The organism is Vibrio sp. OY15, assembly GCF_000742455.1.
Classification (GTDB): domain Bacteria; phylum Pseudomonadota; class Gammaproteobacteria; order Enterobacterales; family Vibrionaceae; genus Vibrio; species Vibrio alginolyticus.
Genome location: NZ_JPIL01000001.1, coordinates 444,656 through 465,210, shown reverse-complemented (window position 1 = coordinate 465,210; position 20,555 = coordinate 444,656). Strand labels below are relative to the sequence as shown.

Here is a 20,555-nt window from a genome sequence, read left to right as displayed (position 1 = left end):
CAAACTACCAGTAACGGAGAGCAAAGCACATTAGAAATGGTAAAAACATAAAGCCCGCTATTATTTAGCGGGCTTTATTTATCTTCGGTTAAATGGTTAATCTCTCAACCATTGATGCTCAACGTTTTCTCCACGTTCTTCAAAAAACTTCGCATTTTTTTGCTTGAATTGATCCGCTTTCAACTCTGATAGCGGCCAGTCTAAAAATGCTTCTGTTACAAACGAGTCGCCGACACCAACCTCAATCGATTCCAGATGTTTCCCGATGTAGCGATAAAAGTAGCCTTGCCCAAACGCATCGCACACCATAGGTACATGCCTGACACGTTGATGATTGACAGAGACCGAAGCCCAAGTCGTCGTTTTAGGTTCACAGGTTTGCTCTTTTACAACGTCGACCTCAAATTTATTGTCCATAGTTGTCGAAACAAAAACGACAATAGCGTCATGCAAATACACACGCCTGAGCAATAACTGTTTAGTGTCTTGAGTTCGCGTTTGTTGTATTCCATTAGCAAAAGGCTCGAAGTAGCCCCAGTGCCAAGACCAGATCATGCCGCGTTGCGCAAACTGTACTTGTGGCCACGTATGCCAAGCAACAGCGGCACCTATCCCCACAATAAATACAGCGAGTAGTATCAACAATCGATAAATATTACGCATTAAACGGGTTTTTCAATTAATAACTTCACACCAAGTGCGACTAATACTGCGCCCGTCGCGCCTTCCATCCACTTCATAAAGCTTGCATTCTTTAGTAGATTTTTAGCCGAGTTAAGCGCGCCAGCTAAACCACACTGCCAAACCATCGCAATAGCAAAGTGTACAGATGCCATCATCATTGATTGAAGCAAGGGTGAACCTTCTGGATTCACAAACTGTGGCAAGAAAGCCAAATAGAAGACCGCCGTTTTCGGGTTCAAGACGTTAGAAAGAAAGCCCTCTCTAAAAGAGCGCTTACCATTAAACACTTCGTGAATCTGCTCGGTCACGGTCAATCCATCTTTCGACGACATTAGCGCTTTTAAACTGCTCAAACCAAGCCAGATAAGATAAGCTGCGCCAATCATTTTTACGATTTGGAACAACTCTGCTGATTGCGCAAGAATCGCCGAGATACCAACCGCAGAAAAAAAAGCATGTACGAATAAGCCAAAGCAAATCCCTAGACTGGTTGTACATCCATCTTTTAGGCCCGATCGGCTAGTGTTACGGATAACAAGTGCAGTATCTAAACCTGGCGTTAACGTTAAAATCGTAATGGCAATAATAAATGCCTCGAAATTCAAAATATCCATATTATCGTGATAATTAATTGTCAATCCTTCATCAATACCGCCAATCCACAAGATTCGCAAGCTTCTTTTTTAAGAGAGCTATACAACTGGGTGAGTTTATGGACAATGGGTTGGAGTTAATTGTTAATTATTAGTAAATTAACGCAGGTTGCTTAGTGCAACACCATATGAAGGACCCGTTATCGGGTGTTTAGGGAAAGAACAAAAGAATAAGAGTAGTCACATGAACGCATTTACAAAACTCGTTGAACATTCCAAAAAAGTGGCAAATTTTGAGCATCTATCTGCCATCATAGATTGGGATCAAGCAGCGGTCATGCCACCTGGTGGCGCTGAAGCACGCTCGAATGCCACGGCAGAGCTCGATGTACATATCCATTCTTTAATGACTCAACCGCACTTGGGAGAGCTTTTCGCTCAGGCAGAAGAAGAGACGCTGTCTACAAAAGAAAAATCTATCCTAAGAGAAATGAAGCGTGGGTGGCAGCAAGCTAACTTACTACCAGAATCATTAGTTCAAGCTCAATCTCTTGCTGGCTCCAAATGTGAACATGCATGGCGTACACAGCGTGGAGAAAACGACTGGGCTGGTTTTGAAAAGAACTGGGCTGAAGTCGTAAAGCTATCGCAGGAAGAAGCGCAAATTAGAGCCGAAGCAAATGGCACGACTCCTTATGATGCCATGCTCGATGTTTATGAGCCTGGCACAACGTCTGCGTCGTTAGACATTCTTTTTGCTGACGTGAAAACCTGGCTTCCTACTTTGATCGATGAAGCGCTTGAAAAACAACAATCAGACAACATCTTATTGCCAACTGCGCACTACCCTACGGAAAAGCAAAAAGCGCTCGGTTTGGAAGTCATGAAGCTACTTCAATTCGATTTTGAACACGGTCGACTTGATGAGAGTACCCACCCATTTTGTGGCGGTGTACCGACAGATGTGCGTATTACGACACGTTATAATGAAAACGAGTTTGTCCAATCATTGATGGGGATTGTCCACGAAACCGGCCATGCTCGATACGAGCAAGGGCTACCAAAAGATTTATCAGGAACACCCGCGGGAGAAGCTCGCTCTATGGGTATTCATGAATCACAATCACTCTTCTTTGAAATGCAAATAGGACGAAGCAGCGCGTTTATCGATCACCTCGCTCGACTGGCTTCTAACCATTTTTCTGGTAGTGAATTCGAAAAAGACAATTTAGCCAAAATTTACACTCGCGTAGAAAAAGGCTTTATTCGCGTAGATGCTGACGAACTAACATATCCTGCTCACGTTATTCTTCGATATGAAATTGAGCGAGATCTCATGAACGGCGTCATCAAACATACAGATGTACCAGAACTCTGGAACGAAAAGATGAAAGCGTACTTGGGGCTATCAACCGAAGGAAACTTCAAAAATGGCTGTATGCAAGATATCCATTGGACAGACGGAAGTTTTGGCTATTTCCCGTCCTACACGCTCGGTGCGATGTACGCTGCACAATTTATGGCAGCAATGAAACAAACCGTCGATGTAGATGCGGTTATTCGTTCTGGCGACTTAGCTCCGATATTCAATTGGCTCTCGGAAAACATCTGGAGTAAAGGTAGCTTATTCACCACTGATGAATTGGTAAAACAAGCCACGGGTGAAACACTGAATGCTAAACACTTTCAAGCTCACCTAAAAGATCGCTACTTATAAAGCGAAAAGAATAGAAAGTAAAAGCCCAAGGTTCGTATGTTCCTTGGGCTTTTTGTAGGCTCTCTATGTGTTATGCCAAGCTAGGGATGAGCCTAGGCTTGTACAAACAGTCCTCACCCTCTGGTCTAGTTTTAAACCGACGATGAAGCCACATATACTGGCTCGGACTTGCCATGATTGATGTTTCAACTATTTGATTCACGAATGCGGCGGCACGTTGATGATCCTCTTTCGGGAAACCGTCGACGGGCGCACTAATGGTTAGGGTATAGTGTCCGTCTTTTCCTCTTACCATCGTAAAAGGCACAATGGCGCAATCTGTAGAATCAACCAACAAACTTGTACCTGTCGTAGTACAAGCATTTTTAACGGCAAATAACGGTGCAAATGTCGAGCGTCGGTTACCATAATCGTGGTCCGGTGCATACCAAACCCGCTCACCCGTTTTAAGTGATTCAAGCATGGCTTTGACGTTTTTACGATCAATCAGTGTACGATTAGAGCGAGAGCGTCCCTTATACTGAAAATAATCAAAGCACGGATTATTGTTTGGGCGATAAACACCGGTTCCAGACTTTTTAATGCCAAAAGCTCGAGCACCTAACTCTAGATTCATTGAGTGTACGGCCAACATTAATGCACCTTTGCCTGACTTCTCTAAAGCCTCTAGATGCTCCATGCCTTTTATCGTGACGTGTTTGTTTACCCGTTTATCTGACCAAAACCATGCCATTGCGGTCTCAAAAAGTGCGATGCCAGTATTGTCGATGTTGTCTTTTAGAATTGCTTCGCGTTGGCATTCTTCCATATGAGGGAAGCAAAGCTCAAGATTGCGTCTGATAGTAACTTGACGTTTTCTCATGATTCGCATAGCTAAACGACCAATGTTGCGTCCCAAAGCTAGTTGAACTTTAAAAGGAAGGAGGCTAAGTAAGTACATCACGCTAATGATAATTAACGTTCCCCAGTAACGAGGCAAAAGAAATTCGGCCTTGAATGCAGGCTTTTTGTATTTGTTCATGTAAGTATTGTCAGATGTGCCCATCTATAAGTGATAAAAACAATGATAATGGACTGCACTTTTATCATTGATAACGCTAATAACATAAATTAAAGCGCGCGGATTCTATGGTTCTTCGACACACTACACAATAAGAACTTTGCAGAAATATGTAGGGAATGAAAAAGCAGTAAAGATGAGTCGCCACGTTAACATCTATCGGAGTGATTTATCTACTGCCCTTTCCTAAAGTTTGAAGAAACATAACTTTGTATTTTCAATGCGCTAAATAATGCCTATTGTTCAATCACATAATGCGACCGTGATGAATGCAACAATAAGACATCATATCAATACTCGCCATTAGCGATTGAATTTGTACTAAAAAGCCGCAGCAATTTCTCGCTGCGGCTTCTTATTCACTTAACAAGTAGAGTGGCGTTATTCGTACCCTACTGTTTTGGATAATAAATTTACGATCAACACACCAGCGATGATAAACCCAATACCAACTAGGGCTGGTAAGTCTAGCCGCTGTCCGTAAACAAAGTAACCAACCGTCGCAACCAAAACGATCCCAGCACCACTCCATATGGCATAAACAACCCCGACAGGCATTGTTTGCACTGTGACGGAAAGCAAGAAGAAAGCGATGCCGTAACCAATCAAAACGACTGTGCTCGGCATTACTTTCGTAAATTGCTCTGTTTTGGGAATATAAGAAGTGGCAATCACTTCACATACAATCGCTATCGACAGCGCCAACATTGGTGGCATAGAGACAAGCATTTTGAACATAAGGCATTAACGCTCAACAGAAATGTAACCGACAACATGTCCGGATAATTAGGCCGCGCATTATACCCAACTCATCTCACGATGGAATACCACTAACGATGTTTACACACCATCACTTTCGCTTACTTTTTGATGACCAGGTGAAAGGCTGACGTTTTGGTGCTGACGAGAAATTTCAAAGTAGATATGCATATCAATCGGCTCAGGTGTATTGAGTAGCATCTTACCTACTTCACGTTGGAAATGACCATAATTACCTAGCTCATCCGTTAGTTCTAGGAGCTCGTAAGAGGCTTCATCGGCAAACATTCCATACGCATACTGATAATGACTGATATCCTTGCTCTTATCATAACCCAGCTTTTGAAGAGCTTGATCAATCTCTTCCGGCGTATAAATGTCTTTATCACCAAACGAATGCAGTAGCACGCAAGGAACTTCTTGAGCTATGCTCTGAATCTTTGTCTTTCTCTTGAAAATACCGAACATAATGTCCTCCACTGACGATGTTTCCAAATATGCACATTAATGCAAAATGGTGAGCTGATTGTTTTTAGTATGGCTCATTAATTTGAGACTTCCTTACTACGAAGTCACCTTCACATATTAACGTGATCGCATAATTACCAGCAAATAGTACACACTGCGTTTCAAACCTATCTCATCAGAAACTCTGCTTTAGTCACAATTGTGTGACAACCCCGAGTACGGTTTACCATAATGTAAAGAGTAGATTGAAAAGTCGGATTTCGTATCGACATCTAAACTTAATTAAGTTAGCTTTAGAAGTATAGACGTCTAGATTGACTATACTTAGGGAGAGAAAGTCGTGCCAATTAGAATTCCAGATCAATTACCAGCTACCGATGTATTAAGGACAGAAAACATCTTCGTGATGAGTGAAACGCGTGCAGCGAGTCAGGAAATACGTCCTTTAAGAGTGCTGATCCTTAATCTGATGCCAAAAAAAATAGAGACTGAAACTCAGTTTCTGCGTCTACTCTCAAACAGCCCACTACAGGTTAACGTCGAATTACTGCGCATTGATAACCGCCCGAGTAAAAATACGCCAACTGAACATTTAGACACGTTTTATCGCCAATTTGAAATGGTGAGAGATAAAAACTTCGATGGCATGATCATTACTGGAGCTCCATTAGGTTTGGTGCAATTTGAAGATGTCATTTATTGGGATCATCTCAAAACCATCATGGAGTGGGCAAAAGATCATGTGACATCCACTCTTTATGTTTGCTGGGCTGCGCAAGCAGGACTAAAGCTACTCTACGATCTACCTAAAAAAACGCGTAAAGAAAAACTTTCAGGCGTGTATCATCACCAAATCCATCATCAATTTCACCCTATCTTACGTGGATTTGATGACACGTTTTTGGCTCCTCACTCGCGTTACGCAGATTTTTCGCCTCACTTTCTAGAAGAGCATACTGACTTAGACATTTTAGCGACATCGGATGTCGCAGGTGTGTACTTGGCCACCACAAAAGACAAACGCAATGTCTTTGTCACAGGACACCCTGAGTATGATTCTCACACCTTACATAATGAATATATCCGAGATTTAAGCGAAGGTATGGAGCCCGCTATTCCTGTCAACTATTACCCAAACAACAACCCAGATAACCCACCAATTGCAAGCTGGAGAAGCCATGGACACCTCCTCTTTTTAAACTGGCTGAACTACTGTGTTTATCAGCAAACACCGTACGACCTCGATCACTTCAGTGAAGATGCTTTCACTAAAGACGATTAGCTTCAAAATAAGCAAACAAAGCACTCATCATTACCGAAATGTAATATGTGAACCAAGCCGCCATATGGCGGCTTTTTCATAACAGTTTGCAAACCTGATCGCATAGTGTTTTTTCCTCAATAGGCTTTTGCTAAGTAATTCATATCATGCAGAAAGATTCAGGGATGTAGGGATAAAGAATGAAAACAGCAAAGCTCGGTGCACTAATATTATTGTCTCAGTTTGCACTCGTGGGTTGCGTGACGGTGAAAGAAGATGGAAGCCCTGTCGTTAAAGCCGATCCTGTGGCAATGGCAGAATCACGTATCGCACTTGGCTTAGGTTATTTAGACGGCGGTAACATGATTCGCGCGCATGATAACTTACAACAAGCCTTAAACCACGCACCTCAATACTATCGCGCGCAATTATCTATGGCTCACTACTACGAAACGGTTGGTGAAGATATTAAAGCCGAACAGATGTATAAACGCTCTCTACGCCAACACACTAAAAACGGAAATGTGCTCAATAACTACGGTACTTTTCTTTGCAAGCGAGGTGCCTTCGAAAAAGCCGATCAGATGTTTAATCGAGCCATTGAGCAGCCTTATTACTACCTTATTCCAGCGAGCTATGAGAATGCAGCTTTTTGTGCTCTAAAATCACAAGATAAAGACAAAGCGAGATACTACTTTACTAGAGCTATCGATCATGATCCCCATAGACCAAAATCGATTTTGCAACTCGCTAAAATAGAAATTGATAGCGGTGATTATACTGAAGCTAGAATTCGATTAATGAGATTCAATCAAATGTATGGCGTGAAGAAGCCCTCTTTGCAACTCATGATTCAACTTGAACGTGCAGCAGGCAATGAAGCTCTCGAGAAAAAGTATCAAAAACAATTGGAAAAATTTTCTTAGTACAAAATAGCGATACATAAGGCGCATTAGCTCACAGCCAATACAGCGCTTGACCAAGAATCCAGTGAATTCAGACTCACGGTGATACATTCATCCTGTACATAAACGTCAAATTCGGTACTATTTGAACGGAATAAGTGACCAAGTCACATTATAAAAAGTGCGCACACAACGAAATTTGTACATCATACTGTTTTTAAGATTGATTTCGGCACATTGATAAATACTAAATATTACTGACATGCACCAGAAGGAAGTTGAAGCCGGATGAAACCTGCCTGCACTCTGTTATTACTCACTTTGCTGAGTTCACCTTTTGTCGTCAGTGCACAAGATAATATTGAGAAAACATTCACGTTTGGCATTGTGTCGAATAAAGCCCAAAGCAAAATCAAAAAAGCGACGCCCCTTACCCAGTATGTAACTGAAAATATGGCTGAATATGGTTACGCAAAAGGGGCGGTAAAGGTATTTAAAAATTATCGTCAGCTCGCGGTTGCGCTTGAAAATGGCACCGTTCAAATTGCAACGGCGACCCCCTTTAATGCGATGACCTTAGAAAAGGAGTCTAATAGCCAAGTCCTCGCTATACGATGGAAAAAAGGCCTGCAAAAATATCATACGGTGTTCTTTACTAATAAAGAGAGTGGCATTGAGTCATTTTCTGACCTGCGCGGAAAAACGCTTGTTTTCGAAAAGCGCACGTCTACCAGCAGCTATTACCTACCTGCGATTACATTGCTGAATCACGGAGAAAAACTGCAATACCTTCCCTCTCCTGATGACAAACCGGCCAAAGACAGCATTGGTTATTTATTCCTTGATGAGCAACTCGCTCAGTCAAATGAAATCAACCTATCTGTATGGGTATATAAACAGAGAGTTGCAGCAGGAGCATTCAGTAACTTCAACTGGAACAATCCCAAAGATTTGCCAGAGAACATGAAAGACAAACTAGCGATTTTTTCTCGTTCTGTTGAAATACCCAGGGATTTAATTCTCGCTTCTCCAAGCATGAGCCTAGAGCAACAGCGTAAAATCACGTCCATACTGCTTGATATGGATACAACTCACGAAGGCTCTCTCGCACTTAAAAAGTTTCAGAACACCAAAAAATTCAGCGCGCTTACTCCAGAAATGCGAGCCTCCTTAAGTACAGTGCGCAAGTCAGTTCACTTGTTACCGAAGGTGGATTGATGTTTCAAAAGCTCTCACTCGAAACCAAATACATTTGCTCGACAATGTTCGTTGTCTTGTTTGTTGTGGTGATAAATCTTGCGTTATACATGCACGGTTACGATGCGTATTCAAATAGCTTAACTCAACAGATCACGAACAACTCTCAAGAAAAAACAGAATCTTACGTTAAGCAAAAAGGGTTGGTTTATGCAGAGCTATTATCAAAACAGCTTTTTGATCCACTCTATACAGACAATATCAGTCAAGCGTATGAGCAAATTAAGGCAACATTGAGCCAGCCAGATGTCTCGAAAATACATGTTGTTGACAATGAAGGGCTAATCTTTCACGACGGCACTACTCAGCTAAGGATGTTTGCCCAACCTCATTACCGCTCTCCTTTTATTTTGAAAGCAATAGAAGAATCTAGAACTCTCGTTTCCTTTTCCAAGCATCAGTTGGAGATCGCAGCGCCGATTCAGCAATCAAACATTACTCTTGGGGCGGTGTATCTTGAGCTTAACTTGATACATCTACTGGAAGAGAAAGAACAGAACATTGAACAAGTCCAAGCGATTACCTCAAACGATAAACAGAAGATGTTTAACTTGCTGCTAACGATCAGTGGGATATCCGTTCTATTCGGTAGCATCATCGCTTATGCTTTGGGGCGGTCGTTAACTAAACCACTCAAGCAACTAAAAGATCAATTTTCAGAGTCAAATACCCAAGCGCTGCCAGTCACCGACATACAAAGCAAAGATGAAGTGGGAGAACTTATTTCGGCGTACAACAAAATGTCAAACAAAGTGAACCGATACACCAGCCGAGTTGAGTTCATGGCGTACCACGATATTCTGACTTCCCTGCCAAACCGAGAAAAGTTACTCATTGATATTCAAACGCAAATAACTGACCACAAATCCCCCTCACTCGCGGTTGTGTTTATTGACTTGGATGACTTTAAGCACATTAACGATAACTATGGACATAACATTGGGGATAAATTGCTAGGCCATCTTGCCTCAGAGCTTCAAAGCCGTTTGCCGAGTTATTTTAAGCCGCTTTACCGCCTTTCTACCATCGTAAGTCGAGTAGGTGCGGACGAATTTGTACTGGCCTTTCCGTGCTCGGACAATCATGAAGCTAGAGAAAAAGCGCACGCTATTCATCGCCAACTACTCTCTCCCTTTAGTTTGGAAGAGAACGATATTCAAATTACGGCAAGCCTCGGAATTGCTGTGTATCCAGAATTTGGTTCAAACGCTGAGTCTCTTTTACAGCTTTCCTCTCTTGCGGCGCAGGAATCTAAAAGACGCGGTAAAGACATTATGACGATATACGATTCCACGTTTGATGAAACGATTAAACAACGTTTATACATAGAACGAGAACTGCGTCGTTCAGTACGTGACTTGTCTCAATTCGAGCTGTGGTATCAACCACAATTTGATCTAAAAACCTATCGCCTAATTGGGGTCGAAGCATTGGTTAGGTGGAATCATCCCGAGAAAGGCTATATCAGTCCAGAATCGTTTATCCCGATCGCAGAGCAAAGTGATTTAATATTGGAGCTTGGAGAACATATCATTGAGACGGCAGTTGCTCAGCGGGCAATTTGGGCAGAACATTTCGGTACTGATTTTCACATCGCATTAAACTTGTCCCCAAGACAAATCTATCGCCAAGATTTAAGTCAATTATTTTCTAAGTATTTACGACGACATGATGTCGCCCCTCAAACCATTCATGTTGAAGTGACAGAGTCACTTTTTATTGATGATACAGAGAAAGCTCAATATGTGCTTAAAAAACTACAAAGTATCGGAGTGGAAGTTTGGCTAGATGACTTTGGTACGGGGTATTCAGCCCTTGCCTACCTACAACATATGGCTTTTGACGGGCTCAAGATTGATCGTTCATTTATCGCTCAAATCCGAAAAAGCGATCAAGACGATTCATTAGTTCGCGCGATTGTATCCATGGCTCACAACCTAAGAATGAAAGTAGTAGCCGAAGGCGTAGAAACTCAAACTCAACTCACACGAATGGAGTCTCTCCACTGTGACGTCGTACAAGGCTTTTTCTTAGGTAGGCCTGTACCTGCTGAGGAATTGATTGCATTTGAATACCAACGAGGGAGTGGCGCTCAAAGCGTCAATCACTTTGCTTAGAACGCCGTTTTGTTAACTATTGCCGCTTAGCGCGTTAGTACTCGTAATGCAATATCGGTCACACTTCCCCCACCTCATTAATATGAATTTTCTCTTAAAATCTAACATCTGAGATAAATAAACTACACTTTTCATATCAACTTCTTGGATATGGAAATGCGCGTGGTAGGAATCTTTTCTTGGAACAACCTGTCGGTAAAACAAAAGCTATTTGGGTTGGTTTTGCTGCCAATTTTATTGTTGCTTGTCCTCGCGGGTAAACATGTACAAAGCCTTTCTATCCAGGCTCAGGAACTACAAAAAGCACAGTTATTCTCTGTCTACATCGACCGCGTATCTTCGCTTTATCACCTACCGAATAACCCTGATGTAATAGATAAGCAACTAAAAACTCAGCAGATATCTCAATTGTTACGCGACACCGCTGCACCAGTATTCGGTGAAAACGCTGAGATACTAAACCAGTTGACAAGCTTTGAGGAAGCAACCCTCTCGATGCTCTCTTCGCAAAATCAAGAAGAAAAGTTAGATGCGGCAGAGTGGCGCGCTGATACGTTCAAAGAAATCCTCATGAGCTTAGACAAAGTCTATTTTAGAAATGTGAGTTATGAAACAAACACTCACCTTTCTTCTTTGATGCAACTTGAATGGTTGATGTTTTGGTCCACTGAAGAGCATAGATTAAGCGAATATTTGATTCGATCTTCAGAGGAAAATAACGAGTATGACCTCACAACACAGGCTTCTATCCGATCTTTAATCCAGAACCAACAACTATTTCTAGAGCGTTTTGTGACGCTAAATGCCAATCAACAACAAGTAGATCTGCTCATTGAGACGTTTACGGGTGAAGTCTTTATCAAAAGCCAAGAGTTTCGTGCTTATTTATTGCAACCAGCTCAACTCAAATCATTAACCCCGGATGAGATTGATGCGGGGTTATCTGCACTCAACAAACGCTTATCGTTATTACAAAGTGTTGACGACAAAATGGAACAACAGCTGAGTGATGATATATCAAAGACAATCAACACGACGACACAGCACCGCTTTACCTTTATCGCAATGATGAGCCTTTTAACGCTGTTGGTCGTAAGTTTAACGCTAAGATTGGTGCGAAAAGTTACTGGAAACTTGAATCTAGTCCTCAAATTTCTCAGTAACGAAAGCAATGAACAAAGTAACACTGAAAATTCACCTCTTGCTCAACTAATAAAGGGTAAAGACGAGCTGAGTAAGTTTGCTCGAGAGGTAAAAAAGCTTAGTGATGAGCGGATGTTGTCCAGACTAAAGCTCACACAAGCTAAAGAAGATGCAGAACAAGCAAAAGATGATGCAATTAAGGCGAGTAAAGCCAAAAGTAGCTTTTTGGCCAACATGTCCCACGAGATCCGCACGCCGCTAAATGGCGTTATTGGCATCTCTGAAGTGTTATCCGATACTTCCCTGACTGCCACACAACGCGATTACGTCGACACGATTGAAACCTCCTCCCAACTGCTTTTGAGTTTAATTAATGACGTTCTAGACTTCTCAAAAATTGAATCTGGGATGTTGCTCATTAGCCCACATTCAACTTGTGTTCGAGAGTCTATCTATGACATTGCTTCTATCATTTCACCGAAAGCAAAGGAAAAAGGCATCGATGTGCAAGTCAACATTAGCCGTAACACGCCTTACCACGTAATGTTGGATGACCATCGTATACGCCAAGTTGTCATGAACTTCATGTCTAACGCGGTAAAATTTACCGAACAAGGCAGTGTAGAGCTATCGGTCATCACCCGCGAAATTAAAAATGGTGAAGCGGTCATCGAGTTTTCCGTTAAAGATTCTGGGATTGGTATTGATGCCCAGCAGCAAAAGAAAATATTTGCTCCATTTGCCCAAGAGGATAACTCTACTACCCGACAATTTGGGGGAACTGGACTTGGGCTTGCCATTAGCACGCAATTAGTTGAGCTAATGGGTGGAGAAATTCAACTTGAATCCGAGAAAGGTAAAGGCAGTCGCTTCTTCTTTGAACTAACTGCTCCTGTTGTGACGCAAGAGTTTAACGCTTATCACGCTCTGAATCACAACGATATATGGATTGTATGCAGCAGTACTCAACTAGAACAAAAACTGCGTAACGAGTTAAGTTTTTTCAACATCAATATAACGCAGTCAGTAGATACCTTAAGTGCGTTGCCAACGTGGATTGATAACGAGCGCGTTATCGTTATTCATGTAGAAGGATCACCAAATGCAGCGGCGATGCATATCGATGAGATAGAAAGCCTTTGTAAACGAAACATTCGTGTCTGCCTCATCAAGCACCTTCATAGCCCACAATTCGACTTTAGAAGCAGTATCAGCGCCTTGGTCACTCAGCCACTACTAGGGCAGCGCTTAATTAAAGCACTTGAAAGTTGTGCGGCAAATTTCTCGCACGCACAACAAGAGAGCATTTCAGCGCAACATGTTAAATCTTTGCCGAAAATTTTGGTCGTTGATGACAATACGGTCAATCAAAAAATCGCGGGGCTACACGTCACAAAAGCTGGCTTCGACTTTGATGTCGCAGTAAACGGACAAGAAGCGGTTGAGAAATTTCAACAGAATCAATACAGCCTAATTTTAATGGACTGCATGATGCCCGTAATGGATGGATTTGAAGCCACCCAAATAATTCGTCAAATAGAAGTAAAAGAAAAACGCGCTTTCAGAATTCCGATTATTGCTCTAACGGCAAGTGTGGTCGATGACGATATACAAAAATGCTTTGACGTTGGAATGGATGACTATGTGCCCAAACCGTTTAAAGCAGGGTTGCTTAAAGAGAAGTTAGATAAGGCAATTGGGTTACGTGTTTCCAACACGACGCCTGCTGAACCACACCAAGAGAACACTACTCTCGATACAACTCATAAACTACCTGCGAGTTCAGAGCAACCAGAAGCAACGGTAACGCCTATTCGCTCCGAACGTATCTTGCTTGTCGAAGACAATAGAGTGAACCAGAAAGTGGCTTCTCTATTGCTATCTAAAGCAGGCTATCAATTCGAAGTCGCAGAAAACGGACAAATTGCAGTCGAAATGTTCCAAAAAGATGGAAAGTTTGATGTTATTTTGATGGATTGCATGATGCCCATAATGGATGGGTTTGAAGCTTCTAGGCAAATTAGAGCTTATGAAGCGAGTAAAGGATTAGCTAAGACGCCCATTATCGCATTAACAGCAAGCGTCGTTGATGATGATATTCAACGCTGCTTTGATTCAGGAATGGATGCCTACGTACCAAAGCCTGTGCGCAAAGAAAAACTGTTGTATCAAATTGAACAAGCAATGTAGGTGGATTCTATGAGTAGAAATCATTCTCGCGTTGCTTTTCCTTTGCGTTACATAAAACGCTATCTGTTTATTCTGATTGCCCTTCTTTCATTAAATTGCCAAGCTCTCGCTGCAGAGAGCTACGCCGTTTTCTCATTTAATGACGAATTCTCTCCGCTCACTGTCAATAAAGCGCGAAAGTTGTACAGAGGGAAGACGCAACTTTTACAAGGCCAGCGAATTGAACTCTCTGACTGGCCTGCGACATCAACAGAAAGAGCTGAGTTCTATCGTTATCTTCTCAACAAAAATTTAGCGCAAATGAACGCGCATTGGGCAAGCTTGTCTTTTTCAGGTAAAGCTAGACCGCCAAAAGTGATTGCACGCTCCAGCATTGATGACCTCATAGCATGGATGCAAGAGAAGCCGAATAGAATTGGTTATGCCCCAACATCGAGCGTCCCTAGTAATGCTCACGTTTTATGTGTGGTTAGCTCGGAGAATTGATATGAAAAAATATTTAACCATGTTATCGCTGAGTATCGCGACCTTTCCGAGCTCAGCCACGATTGAACTAACAGAACAACTTTCTTTAAGTGGTTTTGGCTCTACTTCGTGGGCAAAATCCGATAACCCAACTACGTTACTAGTTAACCGCTTTATTGGCGATGAATCTTGTTTCGATTGCGATACCACTTTCGGCATGCAGCTCGATTATTTTCACAAGGCATTTCGGGCATCCGCACAAGTCGTAAAGCGCCCGCAAGACCATTGGAGCTCGCCTCAGCTCGAGTGGGCGTATTTGGCTTATACCTATCAAAACATAGAAATACGAGGAGGACGCTTAAGACTGCCACTGTTTTTGATGTCTGAGTACAACTATGTCGGCCACGCTTTTACCCAAGCCCGCCCACCGAATGAGGTATATGACAGCATTCTAGGTATCACGGCTTATAACGGCCTATCTGCACGCTGGATTCATGACCTCAATGAGCAAGTCGTACTTACTGCCATGCCGTTTGTCGGGTTTAAAGACAATAGTGACGTAACCATCAATGAACGTACTGAATTGGAAATTGAGTCAAACAACACTGCAGGGATGAACTTAACGCTAAGCGGAGAGAGTTATCGTTGGAATTTTTCCTACCTCCACGGCGATTATGATCAAACAACGACGCTCTCTAACATTGAGCAATCCACTCCCGGTGGCGGAACCACAATCATTGACCGTCTAGTTGAAACAGAAAAAAACAACACGATCGATCTGTTTTCTCTAGGGTTAAGATACGAGCTCGATAACATTGTGATTATGGCAGAAGGACAGACCAGCAATCTTTCCTCATCTTGGTACGCGACAACAAGTTATAATGTAAACAAGCTAACTCCTTATATTGTTTACGGTCAGCAGTTTAATAATCGGGATAAAAAAAGTGGAGACAGTTTCTTACTCGGGTTGAGATACGACCTAGATTACAACGTTTCCCTGAACGCAGAATGGCAAAGGTTCAACGCCTACAATAATAGCTCTGGCGCGTTTTCATCAGCCCCAAAGGATGACAGTGCGAGCCTTTATACGCTAATGCTCAACTTCGTTTTTTAATGTTTCTTACAGTACCAATTTCCACAACACTGGGGGCTGTTGTATTAAGAAGGCTTTTTGCAACACGTAACTAAACGCTAAACGACTGGAAGGGATAGAATCGATCAGATAGGTAAGTGGCAATCCAAACAGAGACAAAGGTTACTCTATTTCGGTTTGTTTTGATTGCCTTTTAACCGCTTTTCTTTGCGTCGCAGTGCCCGGAAAAACTTTGACTCTTCGTGGTACCAACCAAGGACACTAATTGGGAAGCCCACGAGCATCATAATAAAAACATCCGCAGGGAGTTGTTCCCAAATGTCGCTTAAAGAATGCAGCTCTCCAAAAATGAACAAACCGATGACTTTACCAAGCAGTAATGCACAACAAATCATAAAGAAGGACTTTAATATATAGTGCCATTTGCCTTTTTTACGCTCTTCTCTCCAATAGGCATATTTATATTGTCGGTCGTACATTCATCCCCCTAAAGTAAACTTGCCGTAAGTTTAAGTATCTCGATAGCGTAAAGTGCGTTGGCACCTCTTTAATCATAGTGCGTATCTAAAGTGAATGCTTGTCGTGGCAATAAGAAGGAGAGGTATTCTGTAGTAAGAGCTACAAAATCTCTGAACGTTATATGTCTTGTGTAATTCGGATGATGCCTGATTTTGCTTATCGCTAGTGTTTTCTGAACACCCAAACCGGGCCGATGAGTAGAAACTGTAAATCCTCAAAAAACGACGGTTTTTTACCTTCAATCTTGTGACCGATAAATTGCAATATCCACAATACGCCAAACAAGAGCATAGAAATATGCAGAACGGGCAACATCAATACCTCTAGCGACCAAATAAGGCCAATGCACGCTAATGTGTAGCCGATCATCATCATGAATACACTCAGAGACAAACGAAAATAGAAAACCCAAGTGGGGATCACCGCTACCCAAACCCAATTAAGTTCGAAGCCTAATAATGAAATCTGGGGAATCGACCAAATAAGTCCAACCACAGAAAGGTAAATACCTGGAACTGCGATTGTGTGAATCTTTTGGTTGATAGGGTTTTGGTGACTCTCCCCGTATTCTTTTAGCCATTCAGATAATGCTCGCATATCATTCCCCTTTTCCACCTTCTTATTCTTATATAGCCCGAGGATGAAAAAGGTGCGAATTTTTCCGTAAAGGCTACGAGCAACGAGCGACAAAACAACAGAGGCCAGTGCGTTGCCGATTACTCACCAAGCAACGCTCGTTGTGCTTTCGGCAGCTTGGCAACGACAAGAGCATAAGAGCGTTCACACAAGTCTTGAATCAACCCATCCTCGACATCACCGTTAAAATAAACCGTTATCCAATGACGCTTATTTAAGTGATAACCTGGGATAATGTCCGTAAACTGCGACGTTAAGACTTCCCCATCTTCTGGTTTTACTTTTACGCTGACATACTCCCGACCGTTTCTCTCTGCAATGATGGCAAACATCTTGCCTTTGATTTTGTAAACAAGCGCTTCAGGCCCAAATGGGAAATCGCTTTCTGCACACATGAAGGTACTTAAGTATTGTTCTAGTTCTTTGCTTTTCATATCCCCTACCTCCTTCAGCGTTCTCACTCAAATTGTGGCAATAGCAATTTTAACGCCTGGTTAACCTGCTCTTTTTCATTGCCTTCTAAACCATGCAATAACGATTGCTGAACGTCTACATGCTCCAAAATTAGCTTGTCAATTAAGGTTAAGCCTTGCTCTGTTAGTTCAACGGTGACGCTACGTCGGTCTTCTTTACTATGGGTTCTGGTAATAAACCCTTTCTTCTCAAGTTTATCTAAGCGATTAGTCATCGCACCCGAAGTGAGCATCATCGACTCTATTAACGCTGAGGGAGTAAGACAATATGGTGAACCAGCTCGACGCAGTGTCGCTAACACATCAAATTCACCCATTTTCAGGTCGTACTTCTTATGTAGCTCGGCGACCCTAGATTCCATGTGTTTTGCAATTCGCATTAGTCGACCCATTATTGCCATCGGTTCAGTGTCGAGGTCTGGCTTCTCCCTAGCCCACTGCTCTACCACTCTATCAATTGCATCCATTATTTCTCTCCAAACATCATATATTTTTTATTTTAACATAAAGATACTTTACAAAAAGCCACCTTGCCGATATCGTTACATTTAATTATCTCTACATAAAGATATTTAACATGAACATTTTACTTGCGATGATTCCTGCCTTTTTTTGGGGGACGACTTACGCTGTTACTCAGTTTACTCTACCGGACTGGCCTCCCGTTTTACTTGGCGCTCTAAGGGCACTGCCTGCGGGTCTTTTGTTGCTGGCAATAAAGCCCTCGTTTCCAAAAAGAAGTGAGTGGAAGGTGCTGCTTGTTTTAGGAACCATCAACATCGCTTGCTTCTTTGGTCTTATTTTTGTCATGGCGTTAACGCTTCCTTCTGCCATCTCTGGTGTTGGTATGGTTTCGGTCCCCGTTTTTGCGATGCTGTTTGGTTGGGCGGTCTACAAACGTCAACCTAGTGGCATTCAAGCGATAAGCGGCGCAACTTTGATTGCTTTAGCTTGGTTCTTATTTGATCCTAGCTCTATTTCTCTCGACCCCGTGGGCTTACTTGCGATGATCTCCGCCATTATGTGCATCGTGATAGGAAGTAGCGTAACAAAGTCACTAGGTACAAAAATGCACTGGTGGACAGTGTTAACATGGCAGCTCATTTTGGGTGGCGTGATTATGTCTATCGCAACAAGTGTGCAGGCGATAAACAATCCAGAGCCATATGCTACGGTCGTTCAGGACGTATCCATGACGAATATTCTAGGGTTACTGTGGGTAATTATTCTGAACACCGCATTAGGGTATGGCATGTATGTATGGTTATTACAGCGGATGTCGGTCGTAGATTTTACCTTTGGTGGTATTGCAAACCCAGTCGCAGGCATTGTTTCGGGCCTACTGCTATTGGGGGAAACGTTCACTCCTCTGCAATACAGCTTAATGCTGGGAATGATCGTAATGTCATTACTACCTCAGCTCATTACGTCAATCAAAACGAAAAGAGCCGCACTCTCCTCCTAAGTAACGTTAATTCCTAACACTCTAGGAGTAATGAGAGTGTTAGGAATCCTCAAGCGTGAGCCCACCAGCAGAAATCAGCGCTAACCTAGGAAACTGGCACCTTTAAAGCGGGATGTTATGACGTTATGGCTATTAAGCACTTGCAAGGTTAGTCAGGGGCTCTGGTTTAGCGTAAACATAACCTTGAATAAGGTAAATCGCATGCTGAGCCAGGTATTCGACTTGAGCCTGGCTCTCTACACCTTCTGCAATCATCTCACATTCCGCTTTGTTCGCTGCAGACACAATTGAGTCTAGCACTTTCAACTTTTGGTCGTCAGATCCTATTGGATCAATGAACATCTTATCCACTTTTACACACCGGATGCCCAAATCTTGTAGGTAAGAAAAGCCACCATATCCGGTACCAAAATCGTCAATTTTGAACTTGTAGCCTTTATTCGTTAAATACAAAATCTCTTTTTTCGCGGCCTCAGTGTCTTTTACTGGTATTCTCTCGGTCAATTCAAAATGAATTCTATTAGAGATTGGCCAATTTAACTCCGACAGCAACTTCGTTAATACACCTGACTCTAAATGGGAGGAAACAATATTGATGCTGACCCACGTATGCTCGGGTAAGTCACTTAAGTCTTGTATGATTTTACGAATAAGCTGATTCGTCATCGGGATAATCAGGCCACTTTCTTCTGCAGCACCAATAAACATATTTGGTGGCACCATTCCATCACGCCGCGACCATCGAATCAGAGCTTCATATCCTACTGTCTTACCATCGCGACTATCGACAATCGCCTGGTAGTAAGGAATAAATTCTGCATTACTAATCCCATTTTCAATTAGACCTGTAATGGATTTTCTCAAGCTTTTACCAGATATGTATGCAAAGGCAGTCACAAGACCAGCAAGCACACTTACAAGACCGCCCCACAAAAGTACTCTTTCCTGAGCATAATTTTTAAGTTTTTCACCGCTGTATATCTTGATGAGCATGTTGGCTTGAGACTCTCCTGAAAAGAAAAACTCTTTTGAGAGTGCGCTTTCTTCTCCTGCAATATTCGCTTTGCCACGGCTTATCGTTAAATCACCAAATATTGGTTCATCATACTTAAACTCTACAAATAGGCAGTCTTTGCAAGGCGTTTTTATTACCTCGTTAACCCAACTGTTATCAAGCACCCAGAAAACTTCAACGTGTTCATTATCATAAATGACCATCCACTCTATTTGGTCATTCTGTTGCGGCAAAATAAGTGATGCGAAAAAGTTCTCATCCATCTGAAATCGTTCACTACTAGATGGGCGAGACACTTCACTACCAACCGTGGAACACGTTTTTCCGCCTTCTGTGGTCATCGCAATAAAACGAATGTAACGGTTATAAAAACGTGAGTCGCGTAAAGTTCTTACATCACTATCACTACAAGTAAAATCTAACTGAGCAATCTGCTTCACTATTGCTCCGTCCAAATAGGCAGACCTTTGATTTAAATAATCTACGTAAGCATCTATTTTCGACGCTTTTACCGAGTTGACGTAAAAGTTGGTTATCGAATGAAAGGCCACTACAAATATGGCGATGGGAACTAAGCCGAGTAAAGTGGCATACCTTGTATTCTTTGTTATCAAAGTTCGTCCTGCTAATCTGTCAAGCAACCTAAGTGGGATATGAATACTATCTCATTTTTATAGTCCAAAAAGTGAGGAATGACGCTCAATAAAATGATAGGCTCAAGTGGCTTTCAGATGT

The 20,555-nt window shown here is 42.3% G+C and carries 19 protein-coding genes; 9 read left to right on the top strand and 10 right to left on the bottom strand.

The window, feature by feature from the left end; genetic code table 11:
- Nucleotides 1-96 precede the first annotated feature (96 nt).
- Complete coding sequence (locus IJ23_RS02090) at nucleotides 97-663, bottom strand: hypothetical protein (RefSeq protein WP_005385713.1); 567 nt, start codon at nucleotides 661-663, stop codon at nucleotides 97-99.
- The gene (locus IJ23_RS02085) at nucleotides 663-1,298 is read right to left on the bottom strand and encodes a LysE family translocator (RefSeq protein WP_017820932.1); all 636 of its coding nucleotides are present in this window, start codon (nucleotides 1,296-1,298) and stop codon (nucleotides 663-665) included. The genes IJ23_RS02090 and IJ23_RS02085 overlap by 1 nt, the downstream gene beginning before the upstream one ends.
- 223 nt (nucleotides 1,299-1,521) lie before the next feature.
- On the opposite strand from IJ23_RS02085, the gene IJ23_RS02080 reads away from it, so the two are divergent.
- Complete coding sequence (locus tag IJ23_RS02080; RefSeq protein WP_033905209.1) at nucleotides 1,522-2,994, top strand: carboxypeptidase M32; 1,473 nt, start codon at nucleotides 1,522-1,524, stop codon at nucleotides 2,992-2,994.
- Between the two features lie 70 nt (nucleotides 2,995-3,064).
- On the opposite strand, the gene IJ23_RS02075 is transcribed toward IJ23_RS02080, so the two are convergent.
- The 3 genes from IJ23_RS02075 to IJ23_RS02065 all read right to left on the bottom strand — a co-directional run bounded on the left by IJ23_RS02075 (nucleotide 3,065) and on the right by IJ23_RS02065 (nucleotide 5,281).
- Nucleotides 3,065-4,015 (bottom strand): LpxL/LpxP family Kdo(2)-lipid IV(A) lauroyl/palmitoleoyl acyltransferase, encoded by a 951-nt coding sequence (locus IJ23_RS02075; RefSeq protein ID WP_031778977.1) that lies wholly within the window; start codon nucleotides 4,013-4,015, stop codon nucleotides 3,065-3,067.
- 420 nt (nucleotides 4,016-4,435) lie between these two features.
- Nucleotides 4,436-4,771: a DMT family transporter gene (locus tag IJ23_RS02070; RefSeq protein ID WP_169644527.1), complete on the bottom strand. Its 336-nt coding sequence runs from the start codon at nucleotides 4,769-4,771 to the stop codon at nucleotides 4,436-4,438.
- Between the two features lie 123 nt (nucleotides 4,772-4,894).
- Nucleotides 4,895-5,281, bottom strand: a complete 387-nt coding sequence (locus IJ23_RS02065; RefSeq protein WP_005377791.1) for a DUF6559 family protein — start codon at nucleotides 5,279-5,281, stop codon at nucleotides 4,895-4,897.
- Nucleotides 5,282-5,621: 340 nt separating this feature from the next.
- Between IJ23_RS02065 and metA the strand changes: the two genes are divergently transcribed.
- The 7 genes from metA to IJ23_RS02030 all read left to right on the top strand — a co-directional run bounded on the left by metA (nucleotide 5,622) and on the right by IJ23_RS02030 (nucleotide 15,733).
- Nucleotides 5,622-6,563 carry a homoserine O-acetyltransferase MetA gene (gene metA, locus IJ23_RS02060; protein ID WP_005377792.1) on the top strand — a complete coding sequence of 314 codons (942 nt, stop codon included), beginning with the start codon at nucleotides 5,622-5,624 and terminating at the stop codon, nucleotides 6,561-6,563.
- Nucleotides 6,564-6,742: 179 nt separating this feature from the next.
- Entirely contained in the window at nucleotides 6,743-7,468 is a 726-nt protein-coding gene (pilW, locus tag IJ23_RS02055) for a type IV pilus biogenesis/stability protein PilW (protein ID WP_033905207.1), read from the top strand.
- Between the two features lie 267 nt (nucleotides 7,469-7,735).
- Nucleotides 7,736-8,665 (top strand): phosphate/phosphite/phosphonate ABC transporter substrate-binding protein, encoded by a 930-nt coding sequence (locus IJ23_RS02050; protein ID WP_033905206.1) that lies wholly within the window; start codon nucleotides 7,736-7,738, stop codon nucleotides 8,663-8,665.
- Nucleotides 8,665-10,821 (top strand): GGDEF domain-containing phosphodiesterase, encoded by a 2,157-nt coding sequence (locus IJ23_RS02045; protein ID WP_033905205.1) that lies wholly within the window; start codon nucleotides 8,665-8,667, stop codon nucleotides 10,819-10,821. Before IJ23_RS02050 ends, IJ23_RS02045 begins: the two co-directional genes overlap by 1 nt.
- Before the next feature lie 156 nt (nucleotides 10,822-10,977).
- Nucleotides 10,978-14,154 (top strand): response regulator, encoded by a 3,177-nt coding sequence (locus IJ23_RS02040; protein WP_081886387.1) that lies wholly within the window; start codon nucleotides 10,978-10,980, stop codon nucleotides 14,152-14,154.
- Between the two features lie 9 nt (nucleotides 14,155-14,163).
- Nucleotides 14,164-14,640 (top strand): hypothetical protein, encoded by a 477-nt coding sequence (locus tag IJ23_RS02035; protein WP_017633987.1) that lies wholly within the window; start codon nucleotides 14,164-14,166, stop codon nucleotides 14,638-14,640.
- 1 nt (nucleotide 14,641) lies between these two features.
- The gene (locus IJ23_RS02030; protein ID WP_033905204.1) at nucleotides 14,642-15,733 is read left to right on the top strand and encodes a hypothetical protein; all 1,092 of its coding nucleotides are present in this window, start codon (nucleotides 14,642-14,644) and stop codon (nucleotides 15,731-15,733) included.
- 146 nt (nucleotides 15,734-15,879) lie between these two features.
- Here IJ23_RS02030 and IJ23_RS02025 read toward each other — a convergent pair whose 3' ends face one another.
- From IJ23_RS02025 to IJ23_RS02010, 4 genes are all read right to left on the bottom strand, one after another.
- Nucleotides 15,880-16,191, bottom strand: a complete 312-nt coding sequence (locus tag IJ23_RS02025) for a hypothetical protein (RefSeq protein WP_005377799.1) — start codon at nucleotides 16,189-16,191, stop codon at nucleotides 15,880-15,882.
- Between the two features lie 202 nt (nucleotides 16,192-16,393).
- Nucleotides 16,394-16,828 carry an Mpo1 family 2-hydroxy fatty acid dioxygenase gene (locus tag IJ23_RS02020; RefSeq protein ID WP_033905203.1) on the bottom strand — a complete coding sequence of 145 codons (435 nt, stop codon included), beginning with the start codon at nucleotides 16,826-16,828 and terminating at the stop codon, nucleotides 16,394-16,396.
- A 119-nt stretch (nucleotides 16,829-16,947) separates the two neighbouring features.
- On the bottom strand, nucleotides 16,948-17,301 hold the full coding sequence (locus tag IJ23_RS02015) for an MmcQ/YjbR family DNA-binding protein (RefSeq protein ID WP_017633985.1): 354 nt from the start codon (nucleotides 17,299-17,301) through the stop codon (nucleotides 16,948-16,950).
- Between the two features lie 23 nt (nucleotides 17,302-17,324).
- Nucleotides 17,325-17,807 (bottom strand): MarR family winged helix-turn-helix transcriptional regulator, encoded by a 483-nt coding sequence (locus tag IJ23_RS02010; protein ID WP_017633984.1) that lies wholly within the window; start codon nucleotides 17,805-17,807, stop codon nucleotides 17,325-17,327.
- A gap of 110 nt (nucleotides 17,808-17,917) precedes the next feature.
- On the opposite strand from IJ23_RS02010, the gene IJ23_RS02005 reads away from it, so the two are divergent.
- The gene (locus IJ23_RS02005; protein WP_033905202.1) at nucleotides 17,918-18,805 is read left to right on the top strand and encodes a DMT family transporter; all 888 of its coding nucleotides are present in this window, start codon (nucleotides 17,918-17,920) and stop codon (nucleotides 18,803-18,805) included.
- Between the two features lie 132 nt (nucleotides 18,806-18,937).
- Here the strand turns inward: IJ23_RS02005 and IJ23_RS02000 are convergent, their stop codons facing one another.
- Nucleotides 18,938-20,434, bottom strand: a complete 1,497-nt coding sequence (locus IJ23_RS02000; protein ID WP_033905201.1) for an EAL domain-containing protein — start codon at nucleotides 20,432-20,434, stop codon at nucleotides 18,938-18,940.
- Nucleotides 20,435-20,555: the final 121 nt, after the last annotated feature.